The organism is Sphingomonas asaccharolytica NBRC 15499 (assembly GCF_001598355.1).
Taxonomy (GTDB): Bacteria; Pseudomonadota; Alphaproteobacteria; order Sphingomonadales; family Sphingomonadaceae; genus Sphingomonas; species Sphingomonas asaccharolytica.
In genome coordinates this window covers 22636-43258 of the sequence record NZ_BCYU01000037.1, presented here as the reverse complement: position 1 = coordinate 43258, position 20623 = coordinate 22636, and the positions used below count along the sequence as shown (strand labels likewise).

Here is a 20623-nt window from a genome sequence, read left to right as displayed (position 1 = left end):
GAGCCACGGCTTGAGCGGCTCGGTGCCGCGCGCCTCGATTCCTGCCTGGTCCATCCAGGCGCCGTAAAAGTCGGTGATGCGGCGCATCTTGGGATCGGCGGGCGCGGGGCCGGCTTCCTCGACCAGCTTGCGGACTTCCGCCTCGCTTTCGTCGGGCATGTCGTAATTATAGCCGGCGCGCGCCTTGTCGGGGGCGATCGGCGCGGTCTTCAGCCAGCTGCCTTCGGCATAACGGAAGAAGTCGTCGCCGGGCTTGGTCGCCTTGTCCATCGAGGTGTAATCGACGCCCCAGGGCCCGTATTTGGGTTTGGGTGCGGAGGTCTGCGCCAACGCCAGTCCCGACATGCCCAGCAGCAATAGCCCAGCAACCCGCTTGATCGCCATGACGCAACCTCCCGCTCGATGATCGTTCGTGCGGTGTGTTGTCAGACCATGGCGGCAGACAAAAGCGGAATCTTCGGAGGTCAGGCGGGCTCGGCGACGATCTGGCGCAGCGCGCGTTCGAACGCTTCCGGCGGCTGCCCGCCCGAGATCAGATAGCGCCCGTCGATGACGATCGCCGGCACCGAGTTGATCCCGCGCGACTGCCACAGGCGCTCGGCGTCGCGGACTTCCTGAGCATATCGGCCCGAAGACAGGATGTCGCGCGCCGCGGCCCCATCGAGCCCGGCCTGCTCGGCAATGGAGACCAGGATGTTGTGATCGGATACGTCCAGCCCCTGGGTGAAGTTGGCCGCGAGCAAGGCGTGCTTGAGCGCGACCTGGCGCCCTTCGAGCTCGGCCCAATGGAGCAGGCGGTGCGCGTCGAACGTGTTGCGGAGCCGGCGCTCGCCCAACATCGCCATGTCGAACCCGACCGTCGCGGCGCGCTCGCGGATCGTGTCGCGACTGGCTGCGGCTTGCTCCGCGCTGATGCCGTATTTGCGCGTTATATGCTCAACCGAGTCCTCGCCTTCGGGCGGCATGTCGGGATTGAGCTCGAACGGCTGGAAAGTGATGTGCGCGTCGACCAGGTCGCCGGTGCGCACCAGCGCTTCCTCCAGCCCGTTGAGGCCGACCGCGCACCACGGGCAGGCGACGTCGGAGACGAAATCGATCTTGATGGGGCGGGGCATCGGCTATCCTTTCGTGTCGCGGTCGCGACGCAGATAGGGATAGCGTCGCGGCGTTTCACGGGGCTGCCGCTCAACCGGATCAGAATGGTGCGGCGACGGTCTCGAAGTCGAGATGATCGGCGTCGAAGCCCTGTGGGCCCGGGATCGCCTGGAGATTGCGATATTTGATTGCCGGACCTGGCGAACGGCCGACCACCGCCGTGCCGGAGCCGTCGAGCGCGACGCGTTCGTCGCCCGCGATCAGCGTCATACCCTTGAGCGAGCCCGGCGTGTAATGGACCACGAGGTCATAGCCGTGCGGCGCGTTGCAATATTCGCGGATTGCACCCAGCTCGAACGAACCCGGCGCGGCCGGCCCGGTTTGGGCGCCGGCAGCGGCCGCTCCCGCCTTGACGGTGCACATTACCGGCACCCGCAAGATGAGATTGATCCCGAAAGTCTCGCTGTGCGCGGCCGAGGTGCCTGCGGCGGCGAGCAACAACCCCGTCGCCATTTTCCCGATCCTGCCGACCATGATGTCCGACGCCTTCCTGAAAAACCACCTGAAGAACTCGGGGGTCAATCTACGAGGCGGCGGTTAAGGATTGGCAAAAGGGCGGGTTATTCCAAATTGGGTATGATCAAATTGAGTAATGAGTCGTAAAAATCGGACAATATTGAGCCAAATCAAGTAAAAATTCGTTCTATTATACCGTCTTAGGAGGATGTTTCATTTCGGCACGAATAGCGGAATAACGTTAACCACCTGTTAGACTCGACTAACCCTTGATAGATGTATTTGGTATACAGGAAGTTAAGGGTGAGTCGGTGGGGGTTTAATGCTAGGGAAAGTGCCGCGTTTTGCGGCCGGAGTTGTCGTAGGTGGCGTGGCGCTTTTCAGTGTCAATAACGCTGCCGCCGACGATTTGCCGGTTGCGAAAACGCTGACCCTGGAAGTGCAGGGCGAGATTCAGGAACATTGCAGCTTTGGGTCGATTCCTGATCTGGCGCTTGGTGACCTGACGGCAGTGGGTGGCGAGTATCGCCGCCACGTCGCACTCGATTGCAATATTCCCGTTGATATCAAGGTGAAGTCGTCGAACGGCGGCTTAGCCAACACTGTCTATCCGAACGGCCAGGGACCCTACAAAGGCAAACTCGGCTATCGGCTCAACCTGGTCGTGCCGATCCGCAAGCCTGCGTTGGGTGTCGTAACCGGTTCTTTCCAGAGCGCCCAGTTGGTCGGGGGCGGCGTGCTGTCGAGCAACGGCGGCGTCGTGCTTGACGGAATGGAACTGACCATGCGCTTCGACCAGCTACGCGGTGACGATGCGCTGTTGGGCGGGGACTATTCGGAAGTGATCGAGATCACGGTCTCGCCGTCGTGACGGTGAGGCGTGGGAGTATTTGGCGCGAGGGCAGCCGCGCCGGATTGATTGTTCGTGCTGCCAGTTCGTCTGCGCCGCTGAGTTCAGACGGCTAGCTTAAACTAGGGAGAATAAACGTGAAGAAGGCTTTCGCACTTACGGCTGCGGCGATCGCGATGATCGCGGCGACCAGCGCCACGGCGTCGACTCACTCGGTGACGCCGGGCTATTACGGCAATCCCGGTTATCAGCCTCCGATCTGGGCGGTGAACGGCTGGAACATTCCTGACGACACCACCACTGCGACGCCTGACGTGGTCAACACGTTCACGCTGACCGGAACTGTCGCCAAGGATTGCTCCTATTATGGCGGTCCGTCGCTCAGCCACAATATCCCCTTGGGCGCAATCGGCGTGAAGAACGGCGACACCGAAACCGCCACGACTGCGTTCAACCAGGCATCAACGTTCAACATGGACATCAGCTCGTCGAGCGCGGGTTGCAATTTCAACAACACCGTCACGATCTCGAAGAGCGCCCAGGGTCTCGTGAACGCGGCAGCTGGCGGCTATGACAGCAACCAGTTCACCGCCAACCTCCCGTACAAGATCAATGCGGGCTTGACCGGCACGACCAACACCAGCGGCCCGGCCGCCGGCACGTTCGTTCCGATCACGCTGAACGACGGCGACTCGACCAAGCAGGTTCACCTCGGCGCTTGGCGCTCGAACCTGAACATGGGTCTGGTCTTCACCGCTCAAAGCAAGGGCCTCGTCGCCGGTAATTACACCGACACGATCACCGTCGAGCTGGCAGTCGACACCACCTCGTAATCGACCAATGCGAGGGAGCGGGCAAGTTGCCCTCTCCCTCGTCTTTTCGCGTATCTGTACCGCCGCTTCGTCGACTTTTGCCGGCGTGCGGCCAATAAGCTTTCCTGGGGGGAAGATATCGTGCTCAATCGAACGGCGATCCGCTGGCTGTTGGCCGGCGCCATTGCGGCAGTCGTGCCGCTGGGTGCCCAATTATGGGCGATGCGGGTCTCCCCGATGGTAATCGAGATGACGAGCAGCGGCGCCAAGGCCGCCGCGCGAGTCGAGGTCGACAATTCGGGATCTGCTCTGCTGGCATTCGAAACGCATATCACGCGGCTCGACTATGACCCGGAAGGCAAGCAGGTCGAGGTCCCGGCCGACAACGATTTCCTCGTTTTCCCGCCGCAAGGGACGCTCCCTGCTAACGGCCGCCAGGTCATCCGCCTGCAATGGCTGGGTGGCGCTGACATGCCGTCGTCGCGAAGCTATTATATGTCGGTCAACCAACTGCCGGTGGCGATCGCTCCCGACACGTCGGGCAAGAGCGGCGGCGAAGTCCAAATCGTCTATCACATGAAGGCGCTGATCACCGTCGCGCCGCCCAACGCCAAGCCATCGGTGGAAGTGGTGTCGGCGACCCCCGCGATGGTGCAGCCTAAATATGAAGAAGGGCAACCGGTTCCTCCGAAGATCGCTGGGCTGACGGTCAAGTTCCGCAATACCGGCACGCGCTATGCGATGCTCGCCGGCGCGCGCTGGGTGATCGACGGCACCGGAACCGACAAGCAACCGATCCATATCGAATTGTCGCGCGAGGACCTCTCGCGACTGATTGGCGTGGGCTATATCGCGCCCACCAACGGCATCCGGACGTTCGACGTTCCGCTCGACAAATCCTTTGCTCCTGGCTCGGTAAAGATCCGCTTCCAGCCGTGAAGCTGCGGCAGATCCTGCTGACGTCGAGCGCGTTGCTGTGCGCAACCCCGGCGCTTGCCCAGGTGTCGATCCCGCTTCCCGGAGGGCGTTCTTCGCCGACTTCAGCGCCTGCGCCACCAATCGCGCAACCGGCGCCGGCGCCGGACGGTCAGGTCACGATACCGCTTCCGGGCGGCACTCCGCCGCCGCCGAAGCCGCTGTCGCCGGCGATCAATCCCTATAACCGGGACATCGACCTGACGGTGCCGCTAACCTATCGCGACCGCATCCTCGGCGACATTCCTGTCCTGATCACCAAGGATAACCGGTTCTTCGTCTATCGTGAGACGTTCGAAAAACTGATCGACTCGCTGCTCAACGAGGGCGGCAAGACGAGGCTGGCCAACAAGCTCGGCCAGCTGGAGCGCTTTTCGCCGGAGGACCTCGCTGGCACGGGGCTCGAGCTGCAATATGACCCAAGCACTTTGTCGATTGTCATTCTGTCGATCGATTCGGGCGATCGCGTTCCCGAACGTTTGTTCGAACAGCCCAAGGAGCGGCGTGAGGAACCCGACCTCAAGCCCGCCGGTGTCTCGGGTTATCTCAACGTCAACATCGCCCAATCCTATCAATGGAGCGGCGGGCGCAATGTCGGTCCGTCGGCGTTCTTCTCGGGAGCGTTCCGCGTCGGCGGCTTCGTGCTCGAAGGGGAGGGCAATCTTGCCGACAATCCGACGTTGAACGGCACGTCGACCCAATACCGGTTCGACCGCAACTTCCTCCGGCTGGTCTATGACGAGCCGGACTCCTATCGGCGTTGGGAAGCAGGCGATCTGACACCGGAAATTCGCGGGCAACAGGGCTATGCCCAGCTCGCCGGAATCGGCGTCTCGCGGCAACGCAATCGCTTTGACCTGTCGCGCAGCGCGATCTTGCAGACCAATCGCCAGATCGTACTGACCAACGATTCGGTCGTCAGCATCTATCGCAATGGCGTGCTGTACAAGCAGCAGCGGCTGCAATCGGGCGTCTATGATCTCAGCTCGCTCCCGCTGTCGACCGGCAGCAATGACGTTCGGGTCGAGGTCCGCGACGATGCTGGCCGCATCCAAAACATCCAGTATCAAAGCTATCTCGACCCGATCGACCTGGTACCGGGCGACTACGAATATAGCGCCAATATCGGCTTCGTCGGCAACCAGCTGGGGAGTTCGCCCCATTATACGCGTGACCCTGCATTCACCGGTTTCTGGCGCAAGGCATTCCTCACCCTGCCGGCAATCGGATTTGGCGTGCAGGCGAGCCGCCAGATTCAGCAGTTTGTCGCCCAGACGCAATATTTAGTCGGTCGTGGTGGACGCGTACAGCTCGACGGCGGGGTCAGCAATGCCAAGGGCAATGGCCTTGGCTATTCGATCGCGCTTGGCTACGACCAGTCGTTCGACCGCGGCGGCAATGTCGATTCCGCGTCGATCCGGGTCTATTATCAGAGCCGCTATTTCGGCGGACTCGGCAACAGCCTGCCCGACAATGCCAACGCATTGAGCGTCGACGCGCAATATACCCGCGCGATCAATACGAAGCTGTTGGCGACCGTCAGCGGCAGTTACCTCAAGGGACGCAACGGACTCGGCGACAGCTATCGGCTGGGTGGATCGGTATCGTATCGGCTGACCGAGAAATGGGGCATTCGTGCGGGCGCCGATTATGCGCGCTTCTCCGACCGTTTCGCGCGCCAGCATGGTGTCGGCGCGTTCCTGTCGCTGGTCTATCAGCCCAATTATCGCTCGCGCGCGGAGGCACGCTACGATTCAGGTACCGATACCGCATCGGCGTCGTACAACCGGTCGAGTTCGGGCCGCATCGGTAGCTTGGGCTATGGCGCGACCGTCGAGCGCGATCCGGGCAATGCCAGCGTCTCGGCTTATGCCGATTATACCGCCAACCGTTTCAACCTGTCGGCGTCGCAATCGACCTTTGGGACGACCGTCGGCGGGATCGGCAATGCCCAGGTCTCGACGGTGCGTTTCGGCACCGCGATCGTGTTCGCCGACGGTCATGTCGCGACCAGCCGCCCGATCACCGACAGCTTCGCGATCCTCTATCCCTACAAGACACTGAAGGGGAAGACAGTGGTCGCCGGCCAATCGGTGGCGGACGCCGAATATGTCAGCAAGAGCGATTTCACCGGCGGCGCGGTCAACAATTATCTGACCTCCTATGCCGATCAATCGGTGCCCTACGACGTCAAGGACCCGCCCGCCGGATATGACCTAGGACCAGGAGTGTATCGCGTGCGACCATCCTATCGAAGCGGCTATGCCATCCGCGTGGGCACCGACGCCTTCGTCAGTGCCGCGGGTACTCTGACGTTTGCCGACGGTAACCCGGTGCGCCTCGCCGCCGGTGTCGCGCGTCCGATCGGCAAGCCCGGCGATCCGGGCGTGCCCTTCTTTACCAATTCGACCGGCCGGTTCGCGGTGATGAGCCTGAAACCGGCGACGCGCTATGTGGTTACTCTGCGTGACGGCAGCGGACATTTCGAAATCGACGTGCCATCGGATACAACCGGATTGGTGACGATGGGAACGATCAAGCTGGAAGCGGGAGGGGTACAATGACGATCTGTCGCTTGCTAGCCATCATCGGAGCAATGTTCATCGCGGGATTACCGCTCACGGCCGCGGCGCAAGCACAGGCGCAAGGACGTTCATCCGAATGCCACCTCAGGATCGAGGCGCCCGTATCGAACTGGGTGATCCATGGCTACGATCCGTTCGGATCGGCGCCCGCGTCGGACGAATTCGACCTCACCTTCTACAATGACGGCGGCGTGGCGTGCCGAGTACGGCCGAGCTTCGATACCGACCAACAACCGTTCGGACTCGACCAGGGAAGCGATCCCCGCCTGCGCTACACTCTGCTCAACCGCACCAGCAACGAGGATGTCACGCCGCGAAGCGGGCGCACGCTGGCCTCGCCGGCGCGGCCGCTGGTGGTGGTCAATCCCGGTGGCTCGCAGACGTTGCGCTTCGGTCTCGTCGTCGCGACCGACGACCTGCGCACCGACGGCAGGTTCAGCCAGAATCTGCGCTTGACGGCCGAAGACGAACAGGGCGGCGCCATGGCAAGCCGGCAGCTCACGCTCGGGCTCGACGTCAAGGCCGCGGCGTTGATCGGTCTGTCGGGGGCGTTCACGCGCAGCGAGGGGCGCGCGCTCGTCGATCTCGGCACACTGCAGGAAGGCGTCGCTCCGGTGCCGCTGACGCTCTACATCCAGAGCACGCGCGGATTCACCGTCTCGTTCGAATCGCAGAATAACGGCAAGCTCAAGCTCACCGGTACCGACTGGGCAATCCCCTATGGCATCGTGGTGGGTGACCGCACGCTGGTTCTCGGCGGTGCGGCCAGCTACAATTCGTCGCTTGGCACCGATCGCGCGCGGCGGTCGGTCCCGTTCCGTTTCGCGATCGGCAATGTCGCGCAGAAGCGCGCGGGAACCTATTCGGATGTGATCACCGTCTCGATCGCGGTGAACTGAGCACCGCACCGCACCCGCCGGCAACGGCGGCGGACGCGGTTTACGCGCACTTAATCGTGTCGGGTGCATGAAGCGGCGATGCTGCATGCGCCCGTGTCCAAGCCGGAAGAGGAATCGCCGTCGCCCTCGCTGTTCGCGCAGGCGCGGTCGGCGGTAATCTGGCGCTCGGGCGCGCAGATCGTCGGGCAGATCATCACCTGGGGCGCGACCTTCCTGGTCATCCGCATCCTCGATCCGCACGATTACGGCCTGTTCGCGATGACCCAGGTCGTGCTGGCGGTGCTCAACATGCTCAACGGCGCCGGCCTCGCCAGCGGGCTGATCCAGAAGCCCGATGCCGACGAGCGCACGATCCGCCAGCTGTACGGCATGCTGATCGTGCTCAATTTCGGGCTGGGCGCGGTGCAATTCCTGATGGCGCCGTTGGTCGCGGCCTATTTCCACCAGCCAATCGTCGCCGATCTGTTGCGGGTGCAGGCATTCATCTATGCCACGACGCCGTTCGTCGCCTTTCCCTATGCGCTACTGGCGCGGGCGATCGACTTCAAGCGGCAGGCCAAGGTCTATTTCCTGTCGTCGATCACCGGTGCCGTCGCGGCGCTGGCGGGTGCTTATGCCGGCCTCGGAGTGTGGACGCTGATCCTGGCGCCGGCCGTGCTGTACATCACCCGCGCGATCGGCATGACCAAGGTATCGGGACATCGTTACCGCCCGTTGTTCGATTTCCGCGGCGCGGGCGAGCTCGCCAAGTTCGGCGGGCTGATGGCGGCGGGGCAATTCTTCTGGGTGCTGCAGAGCCAGGCCGACGTGTTCATCGCCGGCCGCGTGCTCGATCCGGCGACACTCGGGCTCTACACGACCGGGCTGTTCCTGACGCAGATCCTGGTGTCCAAGTTCGTCCCGGCGATCAACGACGTCGCCTTTTCGATTTATGCGCGGATGCAGGACGATCGCGATGCCGTCGCGCAAGGCTTCGCGCGCTCGTCGCGGATGGTGATGCTGGTCGCGATGCCCTTCTATGTCGGGCTGGCGGTGACCGCCGGGCCGCTGGTGGCGACCGTGCTCGGGTCCAAATGGGTCGAGGCAGCGCCGCTCGTCCGCTTGCTCGCAATCGCGATGCCGGCGATGACGCTCCAGGTGCTGTTCAGCCCGGCGTGCAGCGCGATGGGACGACCGGGGATCAACGTCCATACCGGCATGATCGGCGCGGTGCTGCTGCCGCTGGCCTTCTTGGTCGGGTTGCGCTGGGGCGTGACCGGGCTCGCCGCCTCGTGGTTCTTTGCTTACGTCGTCTATCTCGCGATCACCGCGTGGCGCGTGCTGCCGGTGCTCGGCCTGTCGGCGGCGGCACTGGCCAGGGCGATCGCGCCGACCGTGACGCCGGCGATTGCGATGGGCGCTTTGGTCGTCGGCATCGACTCCATCCTGCCCGCGATGGCGGTGCAGCTTCGCCTCGCGATCCTGGTCGCGGCAGGCGGCGTCGCCTATCTCGGCTGGCTGTGGCTGTTCTCGAAGGACATTGTGCTCGAGGCGATCTCGATGGTGCGCGGCAAGCCCTATTATCGCGCGGGCGAAGGGCCGACGCAGGTCACCAGCGCCGCCTGATAGCCGGGCGCGGGCTCGAACGAGGCCAGGGTCCAGCCCGGCTCGTCGCTGGTGAAGCGCACGGGCTCGCCCGGTGCCACCGACACCGTGAATGCGTCGAGCGGATAGGACAGGCCGAGGCCGAGCGCCTTCACGTACGCTTCCTTGCGCGTCCAGCAATTGTAGAAACCGGCAATCCATTGCTCGGGTGGCAACGCGGTCAGGGTTTCATATTCTTCGGGCGAGAACAGCCGCTCGGCGACGCGCGGGCAGGCGAGGTCGGGATTGCGCCACTCGATGTCGCAGCCGATCGCCCCGCCGCGCATCGTCGCTAGCAGCGCCAGCCCGTTCGAGTGTGAGAGGTTGAAGGCGAGATCGCGATCGTCGCGCAGGAACGGCTTGCCGTGCTCGTCCGCGGCGATCCGCACCATCTGCGGCGCGATGCCCAATTCCTGACCGAGCTGCGCGCGCATCTGGCCGCGCCGCGCGACGAACCGATCGCGATCGATCGGACGCCGGAATGCTGACGCCCGCCGACACTCGTCCGCATCGAGCCAGCAACGATATTCGTCGAGTTCCGCGCGCGGCAGGTCGAGGTCGAGCAAGGTCAGAGTCGCAATGCCCCGCGCCGCGCGGTCGATCGCGGCCATGTCCATGATCAGGGCCTCAGACGGCGGCCCGGCCGGCAGGCCCGATCGAGCGCTTCGTTGAGCCGCTCGGCGAAGGTCGCGACATTGGGTGGCTCTGCCATCGTGCCGTGCGTTCCGGGAATGTCGAACGATTCGAGCGAGCCGCGAACGACGTCCGCCCAACCCGGCCGGCTGTCGAGCACCGCGAGGCGCTCGGCCGGCTGGAACAAGGCAACGACGCCGTCATAGTCGCCAGGGACATAGCCGTAAGCGGCCTGCTCCATCTGCGCGGCGAACACGCGATAGGCGCCCTCGCGCTCGGCGATCTCGGCGACGCCGACATCCTCCATCAGGCCGCGCGCGCGGTCGAAGGCGTAATCGAGGCGCTTGCCGATCGGCAGGTTGTTCCACACGCCGAGATGGTAGCGCGCCTTGCTCATCCGCATCTGCGCCGAGGTGATCTTCTGGAACGCGACCGGGTTCATACTGTGGCCGAGCGCCAGCAGCGGCACGTCCTCGCCCGCGGCGCGCAATTGCCGCGCGACCTCGAACGCCATGATGCCGTTGGTGCACCAGCCGCCGATCAGGTACGGACCGCGCGGGCGGCTCTCGCGGATCACCGCGACGATTTCCGACGCCATCTGCTCGAAGGTCATGCCCGGCTGCAACGTGCGCTCGAGGATCGGCCCGAGCGGCAGGCCGAGGAACGGGCGGCCGGTTCCCATCGCCTGGGCCAGTGCCAGGAAGGTCGGGCCGCCATCGAGCCACAGCAGCGGCAGCTCGTCGCCCTTGGGCTGGAGCGGCACCCATTCGCCGAGATCGGCGGTGGCAATGCCCTCGATCCGCTCGGCGAGGGTCTCAAGCGTCGGCGCCTGGAAGAATTCCGCCATGCCGATGCGGCGCCCCCATTGCTGCTCGATCCGGACCAGCAGGCGCGCGACGAGCAGGGAATGCCCGCCGAGCTCGAAGAAACTGTCGTCGCGGCTGACCTGGCCGATGCGCAAAAGATCGCACCAGATCGCGGCGAGCGTGGTTTCGGTCTCGCCCTGCGGCGGTTCAATTGCGCGCGCACCCGCGCCGCCCGGCTGCGGCAATGCTTTGCGGTCGACCTTCGCGTTCGGCGTCATCGGCAGCGCCGGCAGATGCTCGAAATGCGAAGGGATCATGTAATCGGGGAGCGTCTTCGCCAGATGCTCGCGCAGCGTCGCACGGCTTGGGCCTTCGTCGCCACGCGTGACGATATAGGCCGCCAGCGCGCGTTCGCCCGAGGCATCGGGCCAGCTGCGCACGGCGGCGGCGACGATCTCGGGATGTTCGGCAAGCGCGCCCTCGATCTCTTCGACCGCGACGCGATAGCCGCGGATTTTCTCGTCATTGTCGACGCGGCCGAGGCACAGGATCGTGCCGTCGGCCTGATAGCGGGCAAGGTCGCCGGTGCGGTACAGCCGCTCGCCCCGGATGGTGACGAAACGCTCGGCGGTGAGGTCGGCGCGGTGGCGATAGCCTTGCGCCAGCCCCGCGCCGCCGATGAACAATTCGCCGACCACGCCGATCGGCGCGGTGTTGCGATATTGGTCGAGGATATGGATCGTCGTGTTGTCGAGCGGACGGCCGATCGGCACCGGGCCCTCGCCGGGCGTGACGCGCGCGAGCGTCGACCAGATCGTCGTCTCGGTCGGGCCGTAGACGTTCCATAGCTCACCAGAGCGCTCGATCAGGCTTTCGGCGAGATCGCGGGGCAAAGCTTCGCCGCCGCACAGGATGCGCAAGGTCGGCGAGCCTTGCCAGCCGGCCTCGATCAGCGCGCGCCAGGTCGCTGGCGTGGCCTGCATGACGCTGGGCCGGGCGTTGACGAAAAGCTCGTTCAACCGGCGCGGATCGGCTGTGACGGCTTTTGGTGCGAGGATCAGCTCGCCGCCGCTGATCAGCGGCAGGAACAGTTCGAGCCCGGCGATGTCGAACGAGAGCGTCGTTACCGCGAGCAGCGAATCGTCGGCGGTGAAGCCGGGATAGTTGCGGAACGAATTGAGCAGGTTGATCAGCGCGCCGTGGCTGATCTCGACCCCCTTGGGATTGCCGGTCGAGCCCGAGGTGTAGAGCACATAGGCTAGATCGTTCGGTCCGAGCTCGACCGCCGGACGCGTGGTACCGGCGGGCGCGACGTCGTCGATCAGGATGCGCTTGAGCGGGCAGTCGGCCAGGACATGGCCGAGCCTGGCTTCGGTCAGCAGCGCGACGGCGCCGGCGTCCTTGGCGATGTAATCGAGCCGCGCGGCGGGGAAATCTGGATCGAGCGGCAGATAGGCCGCACCGAGCCGGTGCACCGCGAGCAGCGCGGCGACCATGTCGGGCGAGCGATCGAGGCAGATACCGACCAGATTGCCCGGCGCTATGCCGGCGGCATGCAGCGATGCGGTGATGGCGTCGGCGCGGGCGTCGAGCATGGCATAGCTGACGGCGTGGTCGTCGAAGCGGATCGCGGTGGCGTCGTGGCGCGCCGCGACCTGCGCGCGAAAGGCGTCGGGCAGCAGCGCCGGCGAGGGCGCAACCTCGGTCGCGTTCCAGTCGACCAGCAGCTTGCGGCGCTCGTCGGCACCGATCAGCGGCAAATCCTTGAGCGGCAAAGTCGCGTCGGCGACCACGCCCTCCAGGATCGTCATATAATGGCCGATCATCCGCCGCACCGTCGACGGATCGAACAATTCGGTCGAATAGAGGAAGCGACCGTGCATCCCCTCATTCTGCCGCTCGTCGAGTTCGAGATAGAGGTCGAACTTGGCGCCCCCGACCACGACGTCCATCTGGGTCAGGTCCCAGCCATCGGGGAAGGGATCGACCGGCGGCTCGATCGAGAACAGGCAATTGAACAGAGGGTGCGTGCCCGGCCGGCGCTTGACGTCGAGCGCACGGACGACTTCGTCGAATGGCGCTTCGCTGGCGGCAAGCGCGCCGAGCACGGAATCGCGGACCTCGATCAGGAAGTCGCTGAACCGCGTGTCGCCCTTGGGCTTGGCGCGCAGGGAAATGGTGTTGAGGAAATAGCCGACGACGTTCTCGAGCTCGGGGCGCCGGCGCAGATCGGTGACCCCGCCGACGATGATGTCGTCCTCGCCGGTATAGAGGTGGAGTTGCGCGTGATAGGCCGCGAGCAACGTCATGTAGAGCGTGACGCCGTGGCGCCGCCCGACCTGCTTGAGGTTCTCGATCAACTCGTTCGGGATCTCGAACACTTCCATCGACCCCGCATGGGTCGGCCGTGCCGGCTTGGTGCGATCGCCGACCAGCTCGAGCTTGGGCGGCGCATCGGCCAGCGTGCGGCGCCAGTAATCGATCTGCTTCTGGATCGGCGCGCTCTTGAGATGCTCCTGCTGCCAAATGGTGTAATCGCCATATTGCAGCGCCGGCATCGGCAGCGGTGAGGGCGCGCCGCGCGAGAAGGCGTCATACAATTTGGCCAGCTCGGGCACGATCACGCGGTAGATCGCGACACCATCGAAGATGATGTGGTGGAGCGTGAAATAGAGCCGGTGATTGTCGTCGGCGAGCTTGACGATCCGCGCGCGGAACAGCGGCGCGTCATTCAGGTCGATCGCACGGCGCGCATCCTCCTGGCCGATCGCCAGCGCCGCGGCGTCGCGCTCGGCCTCGGGCAGATGACTGACATCGTCATACGGCAGGACGATGTCGCGATGCTCGCGCACGCGCTGGGCCAGCACGCCGCCTTCCTCGACGAACGCGGTGCGCCAGGCTTCGTGGCGGCGCAGGACTTCGTTGACGCTGCGCTCCATCGCACCGCGGTCGAAGCTGCCGAAACGATGGATCGTGATCGATTCGTTATACAGCGGCACGTCTGGCGCCATGATGGCGTGGAGCCACACCTGGCGCTGGTCGGCCGAGAGCGGGATCTCGGCGTTGGGCGCGCGCTTCTCGATCTGCTGCGGCTTGGCTGCGGCGACACCGCCGCCCCGCATCATCTTTTCGAGCAGCGCCCGCTTCGACGCGGACAGGTCGACATGCGCGTTCACAGGGTTCAGGCCTCGACGGGATGGAAAGCGAGCGGGAGGGCCGAGAGCCCGCGCAGACCCGAATTGGTGCGCCATTCGAGCGTGCTTTCGGGCACCGCGACGCGAATATCTTCCATCCGCGCGAGCAAAGCGAGGTACGAGATCCGCGCTTCCATCCGCGCCAAGGCGGCGCCGAAACAGAAATGCGCCGCCCAACCAAAAGCGAGGTGTCGGTTATCGGTGCGGGTCAGATCGAGCTCGTCGGGATTGGGGAAGCGCTCGGGGTCGCGGTTGCCGGCGGCCATCACCGCCATCACTGCCTCGCCCTTCTTCATCAACTTGCCGCCGATTTCCGTGTCCTGCTTGACGATGCGCGCGGTGTGCTGGCTCGGCGTCTCATAGCGCAGCAATTCCTCGACCGCGCTTTCGATAATCTCGGGATGCGCGCGCAGCTGCGCCATCTTGTCGGGCTGTCGGGTGAGCGTCAGAATGCCGTTGCCGATCAGATTGGTGGTGGTCTCCTGGCCGCCGACCATCGTCACGATCGTGTTCGCGATGACCTCGTCCTCGGACAGGCGCTGGCCGTCGACTTCGGCATCCATCAGCGATCGGATCAGCCCGTCATGCGGGTTGCGTTCCTGCTCGCGAACGGCATCGCGGAAATAGCCGGTCATGTCGGCCACGCATTTGAGCACGTCGCGGACGCGATCGGGGTTGTGCTGGAAATTGCCGAGCATCTCGGCGAAGGTCGCCGACCAGGCCTTGAGCTGGCGATGATCCTCGAGCGGCACGCCGAGCAAGCCGGCGGTGACGATCGCCGGGAACGGCTCGGCGAATTCGGCGATCAGCTCGCACTCGCCGCCTTGCACCGCCTGGTCGATCAGGTCGTGCGCGATCTCGCGGACCTTGTCCTCCATCGCGTCGACGCGGCGCGGGGTAAATGCGCTCATGCACAATTTGCGCAGGCGGGTGTGGTCCGGCGCGTCGAGGAAGAGCATCTGCCGCGCCATCAGATCGGCGACAGGGCCGAGTGAGGGTAGGCCGAGCGCCTCCATCTTCTTCGGATCGGGCGTACGGTCCGCGCTGAATTCCTTCAGCACGAAATGCACGTCCTCGTACCTTGTAACCACCCAGGTGTGCATGAACGGATCCCACATCACCGGCGCTTCCTCGCGGAGGCGGCGGTAGAAGGGGAACGGGTCGGCATGCACCGCCGGGTCGAGCAGCTGGAACAGGCTGAGGCTCGGGTCGAACGGCTGGGCCGCGGCGATGGGCGATTGCTCGGTCATGTCTCTCGGCTCTCCGTTGGGCCGTTATTGCTGCGCGCGACTGGCGGCTTCGTCGTCGTCCATCGCCTCGATCATCGCGAAGACGATCTCCTCGATCCGCGCGGCGAGCTGGCGGATGGTCGGCGCCTGGAACAGGTCGCGCAGCGTCAGGTCGATGCCGAACGCCTCGCCCGCGCGCAGCACCACCTGGGTGCCGAGCAGCGAGTGACCGCCGAGCAGGAAGAAATTGTCGTCGACCCCGACATTGCCACGGCCGAGCACGGCTTCGAGGATCTCGGCGAGCTTGGCTTCGGCGGGCGTCTCCGGCGCGGCGAATCCGGCCGAGGCGAGCGCGTTGGCGTCGCTCGGTTCGGGCAAAGCGCGCTTGTCGAGCTTGCCGTTAGGGGTCAGCGGCAGCGCGTCGATGCGGACGAACGCGCCGGGGATCATATATTCTGGGAGCGTCTTGCCGAGGAATTCGCGCAGTTCCTCCGCCGACAGCGGATCCTTTTCGACGATATAGGCGACCAGCATGTCGCCGCCATCGGGCGACGGCGCCGCGATCACCGCGCCCGAGCGGACGCCGGGGTGCGTACGCAGGACGCTCGCGGTTTCCTCGGGCTCGACGCGATGGCCGCGCACCTTGGCCTGGTCGTCGACGCGGCCGTGGAAGGTGATCTGGCCATCGGGCCGCCAGGCGGCACGGTCGCCGGTACGATAGAAGCGCTCGCCGTCGATCGTGACGAAGGCGGCGGTGGTGAGATCGGGCTGATGGCGATAGCCGCGCGCGACTTGCGGGCCGCCAATATAGATTTCGCCCTGCTCGCCATCGGCGACGGGGCGGCGCTCGCCGTCGAGGATACGGATGGTGGTGCCCTTGATCGGATAGCCGATCGCGGGAAGGCCGGTCTCCTCGTTACCCGGCGGCACGATCGCCGACGTGGCGACGACGGTGCATTCGGTCGGTCCGTAATTGTTGACCAAGGCGAAAGGCAGGCCCGGACGCGGACGGCCGAGCAGGCGGTCCGCGCCGGTCAGAATGTAGCGGAGCTTGGTGCCCACCGCCCAATCGTCGCGGACTAGGTCCTGCGCAAGCGCGGTGGGAACGAACGCGACGGTGACGCCCTGGACGATCAGCCACGCGCGCAACCGCTCGTCCGAGGTGCGGACGTCGTCGGTCGCCAGCACCACTGAGGCGCCGGCGCACAGATACGGCCAGACTTCCCAGACCGACGCGTCGAAGCCGAGACCGGCAAGGTGGCTGCCACGATCCTCGGCGGTGACGCCGAACGCTTCGTTGTGCCAGCCGATCAGCCAGGACAGATTGGCGTGCGTAACTTCGACGCCCTTGGGCTTGCCGGTCGTGCCCGAGGTATAGATGACATAGGCCAGCGCGTCGGGATCGTTGGGCGTCGCGGCGAGCGGCTCGGCGTTAGCGAGCTCCGGGGCCTGCCAGTCGAGCGTGACGACCGGCGTCGGGCTGTTGGGCACGCGCGCGGCAGTGTCTTCGCGGCCGACGACGAGCGCGCAAGCGGCTTCCTCGACGATCGTCTGGAGGCGGCCGTCGGGCCAGCTCGGATCGAGTGGCAGATAGGCGGCACCCGCTTTCCACGCGCCGAGCACGACGACGAGTTGGTCGAACGAGCGCTCGAGGCACACGCCGACCAGCGATTCGCGACCGACGCCCTGCGACGTCAGCCAGGCAGCGACGCGGCTCGCCTGGGCGTCGAGCTCGGCATAGCTGAGCACGCCGCAGGGCGCGACCAGCGCGGTGGAATCGGGGTGGCGCTTGGCGATCTCCGCGACGACATGCGGCGTCGCGAAGGGCGGCGCGACGAAAGCGGCGGCGCGGGTTGCCGGAGATTCGCCGCCCTGCGACGAATGGAGCGATGCGTTGTGCTGACTAGCCATACGCTCGCGCTTAACCGATCAGTCGTTTTGAAACATTTAAAGCGGCGGCAACCTTCCCGTATCGGCCGAGTGTTGCCCTAAAAGCGGGGGCAGGAGGATCGCATCGAGCAGGTCGGGCATATCCGGTTTAGGGGGGAAGGCCTTCAGTGCCGCGATGGCACCTGAAAGGTGATCGATCGCGCGATCAGATCGGCTCGAGATCATGACGTGGGACGCCCCGCCCGGGGGAGTTGACGTGCTCAATCGGCGGGCTTGAACCGGTCGGGGTGCGCCGTGGCGACCGCGTCGATCGCGGTCAGCCGGGCATCGATTTCCACCAGCCGTGGGAAAGCGTCGAGCGGCGTGTCCAGCCGCCGCGCATTGTACATTTGGGGTACCAGGCAGATGTCGGACAGATCGGGCGCCGCGCCGCCCAGGAAGGCGTCCTCACCAGCCATCGTCTCCAGCGCGCTGAAGCCCTCGACGATCCAATGGCGGTACCAATCGTCACGGGCCGCCTGGTCGACGCCCATCTCGTTCAGCCGGCGCAGGACGCGCAGATTGTCGACCGGGTGGATGTCGGCGGCGATCACCAGCGCGCGTTGCAGCGCCAGGGCGCGGGCCAACGGCTCGGTCGGGACCAGCCGCGGATTGGGGAAGCGCACGTCGAGATAGTCGATGATCGCCAGGCTCTGGCCCAGAATATGGCCGTCAATCTCCAGCGTCGGCACCAGTCCCTGTGGATTGACCGCGAGATTTTCCGGTGAAACCTGTGCGCGCTTGAGCAGATTGACGTCATGGCGTTCATAGTCGACTTGCTTCATCGCCAGCGCGATGCGGACGCGATAGCTCGCCGACGAGCGCCAATAATCGTGCAGCCTGATCGTCACAGCTGGTCCATGCCGGCGGCGGCGGCTTCGGCGTCCTCCTCGGCGGTGCGTTCCGAATTACGCTCGAGCGCGACCTTGATCATCGCGGTCAGCGGGTCGGCGAGTGCCAGGCCGAGCACGCCGAACAGGGTCGAGGCAAGAATTTGCATCGACAGGGTCAGCGCCGGGGGCAGATCGACCGTTCGCCGCGCGACCAACGGAATCACCACCCAGCCGTCAAAACTCTGGACGACGAAATAGATGACGATCGCCCACAAACCCTTGTCGACGCCCGCACTGAACCCCACCGAGACCATCAGGACGCCGCTGACAAAGGCGCCGACATTAGGAATGAAGGCCAGCATGCCGGTGATAATGCCGAGTACCAGCGCCATCGGAATCCCGGCGATGCTGAGCGCGATCCACATCAGCACGCCTTCGAACGCCATGCCCGCCAGGCGACCGGCCAGCAGACGCCGGAGCTGGGACGCCATCCGCCCGAGCGTGAGCGAGAATTCGGCGCGATAATCACTCGGCACCATCCATTGTAGCCCGCGGTCATAGATGCGGGGCTCCATTGCGACGAACAGCCCGATTACCATGATCATGAACAAGGTGGTGACCGCACCGAGCGCGGTGCCGATCCAACTGGTCAGCTTGCCGACCGACCCCAACGCCTGTTGCGCAAGGCCCTTGAGGTCCTCGGCACCGGGCAGGATGCCCTGCGCGGCCGCCCATTGCGACAGCCGGTCGGCCTGGATTTCGAGCGTGGCCTGGAGCTGTTGGAACTGGATGACCACGCCGGCGCCCGTCTTGTAAAAGACGATTCCGATGAACGCGATCGTCAGGATGACGACGATCAGCAATCGCCAGCTGCGCGCGATCGGCAGCGCACGCCCCAGCAACCGCACGCCGCCGTCGAGCATAGAGGCGAATACCAGACCCGCCAGGATGATCAGGATCGGCTGGATCAGGATCACCAGCAGCGCCATCGTCGCGGCGAGCCCCAGCCACACGGTCGCGCGCTTCAACTCGCGGCGCATCTCGGGATCGCGCATCTCGTTGGGGCTGGGCTCGGCGACCAGCATGGGGGCGTCGTCGGCCATCATTTATCCCGTGCCGGGTGGAGCGAGGTCCCCGCGCGGCCGCCCCGCAGGCCACCCCACCAGGTCAGCGGGTTCCAAGTCGCCTTGCCGTTCTTGGAAAAGGTGATGAACTCGGCGCGCCCGCCGATATATTCCCACGGCACCGGGCCGCCCAGCCCGCCCTGATCGAGTGCGATGCGGCTGTCGGCCGAGCGTTCGCGATTGTCGCCCATCAGGAAGACATGGTCGGCGGGCACCGTGATCGGCCTGTAATTGTCGCCCTCGTAATAATTCGGATCGCTGCCCGGCGTAGCGCTGCTGAGATCGACCGTCTCGAAGCTGCGTCCGTTGGGCAAGGTCTCGCGGACCAGCGGCAATCGGCAGAAATGCCTGGTCTCCGGCCCCTGCAGGCCGCCGGGGATGTCGCACGTCGTGCCGTATTCCTGCCCGGTCAGCGCAACGCCGCCATAATCGGGCAGGTCGACATAATGGAGCGGGCCGCGCTTCACCGGTACGTTGTTGATGAAGACGACGCCATTGCGCACCTCGATGCGATCGCCCGGCAGGCCGATCACGCGCTTGATGTAATCGGTATTGCGTCCCGGCGGGGTGACGATGACGACATCGCCGCGCTCGGGCAGGCGGCCGAACAGCCGACCATGGATGAAGGGCAATTGCACGCCCCAGCTTTCCTGTGGCTTGTGCTGGACGAGATCGTGCCACATCGCGACCGGGTTGGGCAAGGTGGGCGAGATGAACGACCAGCCATAAGCATATTTGGCGACGACCAGCTGATCGCCGACCTCCAGCCCCGGCAGCATCGATTCGGACGGGATGTAGAATGGCTTGGCGATGAAGCTGTGAAAGCCGAGCACGGCGAGGATCAGCCAGAAGATGCCGGCAATCTCCTTCCACACGGCATGCGCACGCGCGCGCCATTTGTCCGCAGGTGCGGGCTTGGCGGTTTCCGCCGGTGCCGCGGGGTCGAATTTTCCGTCGTTCAACGCCAACTCGTCACTCATTCGTCATTCCCGGTACCATGTCCCGACCCGATAGCATCATCCGGGGCCGGGCGCGCCTCGATCACCACGAAGGCCTGTGCCCAGGGATGGTCGTCGGTTAGTGTTACATGTATATAAGACACGTGGCCAGCCGGCGTGATCGCGTCGAGCCGCGCTTTCGCACCGCCGGTCAGCGCCAGGGTCGGCGCTCCCGATCGCGCATTGACCACACCAATGTCGCGCATGAACACACCCGCCTTGAACCCGGTGCCGACCGCCTTGGAGAAAGCTTCCTTGGCGGCGAAGCGCTTGGCGAGGGTGCCCGCCTTGGTGAACGGACGGCGATTCGCCTTGGCGCGCTCGACCTCGGTGAACACACGATTCTCGAATCGCTCGCCGAATCGGTCGAGCGAATTCTGGATCCGCTCGATGTTACAAAGGTCGGAGCCCAAGCCGATAATCATGAAAATTCCTCCCCGGAACGAGGAGGGGCACCAGCCGCAGGCTGGTGGAGGGGGCCCATCCCTTGCGAGCCGGTAAAGGTTGCCAGCGAGGGAAAGC

The 20623-nt window shown here is 65.0% G+C and carries 16 protein-coding genes and 1 pseudogene; 6 read left to right on the top strand and 11 right to left on the bottom strand.

The window, feature by feature from the left end; translation table 11 throughout:
* From SAS01S_RS11725 to SAS01S_RS11715, 3 genes and pseudogenes are all read right to left on the bottom strand, one after another.
* A pseudogene (locus SAS01S_RS11725) lies at window positions 1–384 on the bottom strand (M13 family peptidase); the annotation flags it as partial.
* Between the two features lie 80 nt (window positions 385–464).
* A complete protein-coding gene (locus SAS01S_RS11720) occupies window positions 465–1115 on the bottom strand; it encodes a DsbA family oxidoreductase (protein ID WP_066808103.1) in 651 nt (216 codons plus the stop codon).
* Between the two features lie 79 nt (window positions 1116–1194).
* On the bottom strand, window positions 1195–1629 hold the full coding sequence (locus tag SAS01S_RS11715) for a hypothetical protein (protein ID WP_245656865.1): 435 nt from the start codon (window positions 1627–1629) through the stop codon (window positions 1195–1197).
* Between the two features lie 316 nt (window positions 1630–1945).
* Between SAS01S_RS11715 and SAS01S_RS11710 the strand changes: the two genes are divergently transcribed.
* The 6 genes from SAS01S_RS11710 (at window position 1946) to SAS01S_RS11685 (ending at window position 9337) form a co-directional block, all read left to right on the top strand.
* Window positions 1946–2482, top strand: coding sequence for a hypothetical protein (locus tag SAS01S_RS11710; protein ID WP_157082785.1), 537 nt, complete (start codon window positions 1946–1948; stop codon window positions 2480–2482).
* 116 nt (window positions 2483–2598) lie between these two features.
* A complete protein-coding gene (locus tag SAS01S_RS11705) occupies window positions 2599–3294 on the top strand; it encodes a hypothetical protein (protein ID WP_066808100.1) in 696 nt (231 codons plus the stop codon).
* Between the two features lie 120 nt (window positions 3295–3414).
* Window positions 3415–4212, top strand: coding sequence for a fimbrial biogenesis chaperone (locus SAS01S_RS11700; protein WP_066808098.1), 798 nt, complete (start codon window positions 3415–3417; stop codon window positions 4210–4212).
* A complete protein-coding gene (locus SAS01S_RS11695) occupies window positions 4209–6812 on the top strand; it encodes a fimbria/pilus outer membrane usher protein (RefSeq protein WP_066808096.1) in 2604 nt (867 codons plus the stop codon). The genes SAS01S_RS11700 and SAS01S_RS11695 overlap by 4 nt, the downstream gene beginning before the upstream one ends.
* Entirely contained in the window at window positions 6809–7732 is a 924-nt protein-coding gene (locus SAS01S_RS11690; RefSeq protein ID WP_157082783.1) for a hypothetical protein, read from the top strand. Before SAS01S_RS11695 ends, SAS01S_RS11690 begins: the two co-directional genes overlap by 4 nt.
* Window positions 7733–7810: 78 nt before the next feature.
* Window positions 7811–9337: a lipopolysaccharide biosynthesis protein gene (locus SAS01S_RS11685; RefSeq protein ID WP_066808111.1), complete on the top strand. Its 1527-nt coding sequence runs from the start codon at window positions 7811–7813 to the stop codon at window positions 9335–9337.
* Here SAS01S_RS11685 and SAS01S_RS11680 read toward each other — a convergent pair.
* The 8 genes from SAS01S_RS11680 to acpS all read right to left on the bottom strand — a co-directional run bounded on the left by SAS01S_RS11680 (window position 9292) and on the right by acpS (window position 20526).
* Window positions 9292–9972, bottom strand: coding sequence for a 4'-phosphopantetheinyl transferase family protein (locus tag SAS01S_RS11680; protein WP_066808092.1), 681 nt, complete (start codon window positions 9970–9972; stop codon window positions 9292–9294). The two genes, SAS01S_RS11685 and SAS01S_RS11680, sit on opposite strands and share 46 nt — an antisense overlap.
* 2 nt (window positions 9973–9974) lie before the next feature.
* Complete coding sequence (locus SAS01S_RS11675; protein ID WP_066808090.1) at window positions 9975–13970, bottom strand: non-ribosomal peptide synthetase; 3996 nt, start codon at window positions 13968–13970, stop codon at window positions 9975–9977.
* A gap of 5 nt (window positions 13971–13975) precedes the next feature.
* The gene (locus SAS01S_RS11670; protein WP_066808088.1) at window positions 13976–15238 is read right to left on the bottom strand and encodes a cytochrome P450; all 1263 of its coding nucleotides are present in this window, start codon (window positions 15236–15238) and stop codon (window positions 13976–13978) included.
* 24 nt (window positions 15239–15262) lie between these two features.
* Entirely contained in the window at window positions 15263–17128 is a 1866-nt protein-coding gene (locus SAS01S_RS11665; protein WP_066808086.1) for a non-ribosomal peptide synthetase, read from the bottom strand.
* A 239-nt stretch (window positions 17129–17367) separates the two neighbouring features.
* The gene (maiA, locus tag SAS01S_RS11660; protein WP_245656864.1) at window positions 17368–17997 is read right to left on the bottom strand and encodes a maleylacetoacetate isomerase; all 630 of its coding nucleotides are present in this window, start codon (window positions 17995–17997) and stop codon (window positions 17368–17370) included.
* Entirely contained in the window at window positions 17994–19085 is a 1092-nt protein-coding gene (locus tag SAS01S_RS11655; protein WP_066808084.1) for an AI-2E family transporter, read from the bottom strand. Before SAS01S_RS11655 ends, maiA begins: the two co-directional genes overlap by 4 nt.
* A complete protein-coding gene (gene lepB / locus SAS01S_RS11650) occupies window positions 19082–20083 on the bottom strand; it encodes a signal peptidase I (protein WP_066808082.1) in 1002 nt (333 codons plus the stop codon). Before lepB ends, SAS01S_RS11655 begins: the two co-directional genes overlap by 4 nt.
* The gene (gene acpS, locus SAS01S_RS11645; protein WP_066808080.1) at window positions 20080–20526 is read right to left on the bottom strand and encodes a holo-ACP synthase; all 447 of its coding nucleotides are present in this window, start codon (window positions 20524–20526) and stop codon (window positions 20080–20082) included. Before acpS ends, lepB begins: the two co-directional genes overlap by 4 nt.
* Between the last annotated feature and the right edge of the window lie 97 nt (window positions 20527–20623).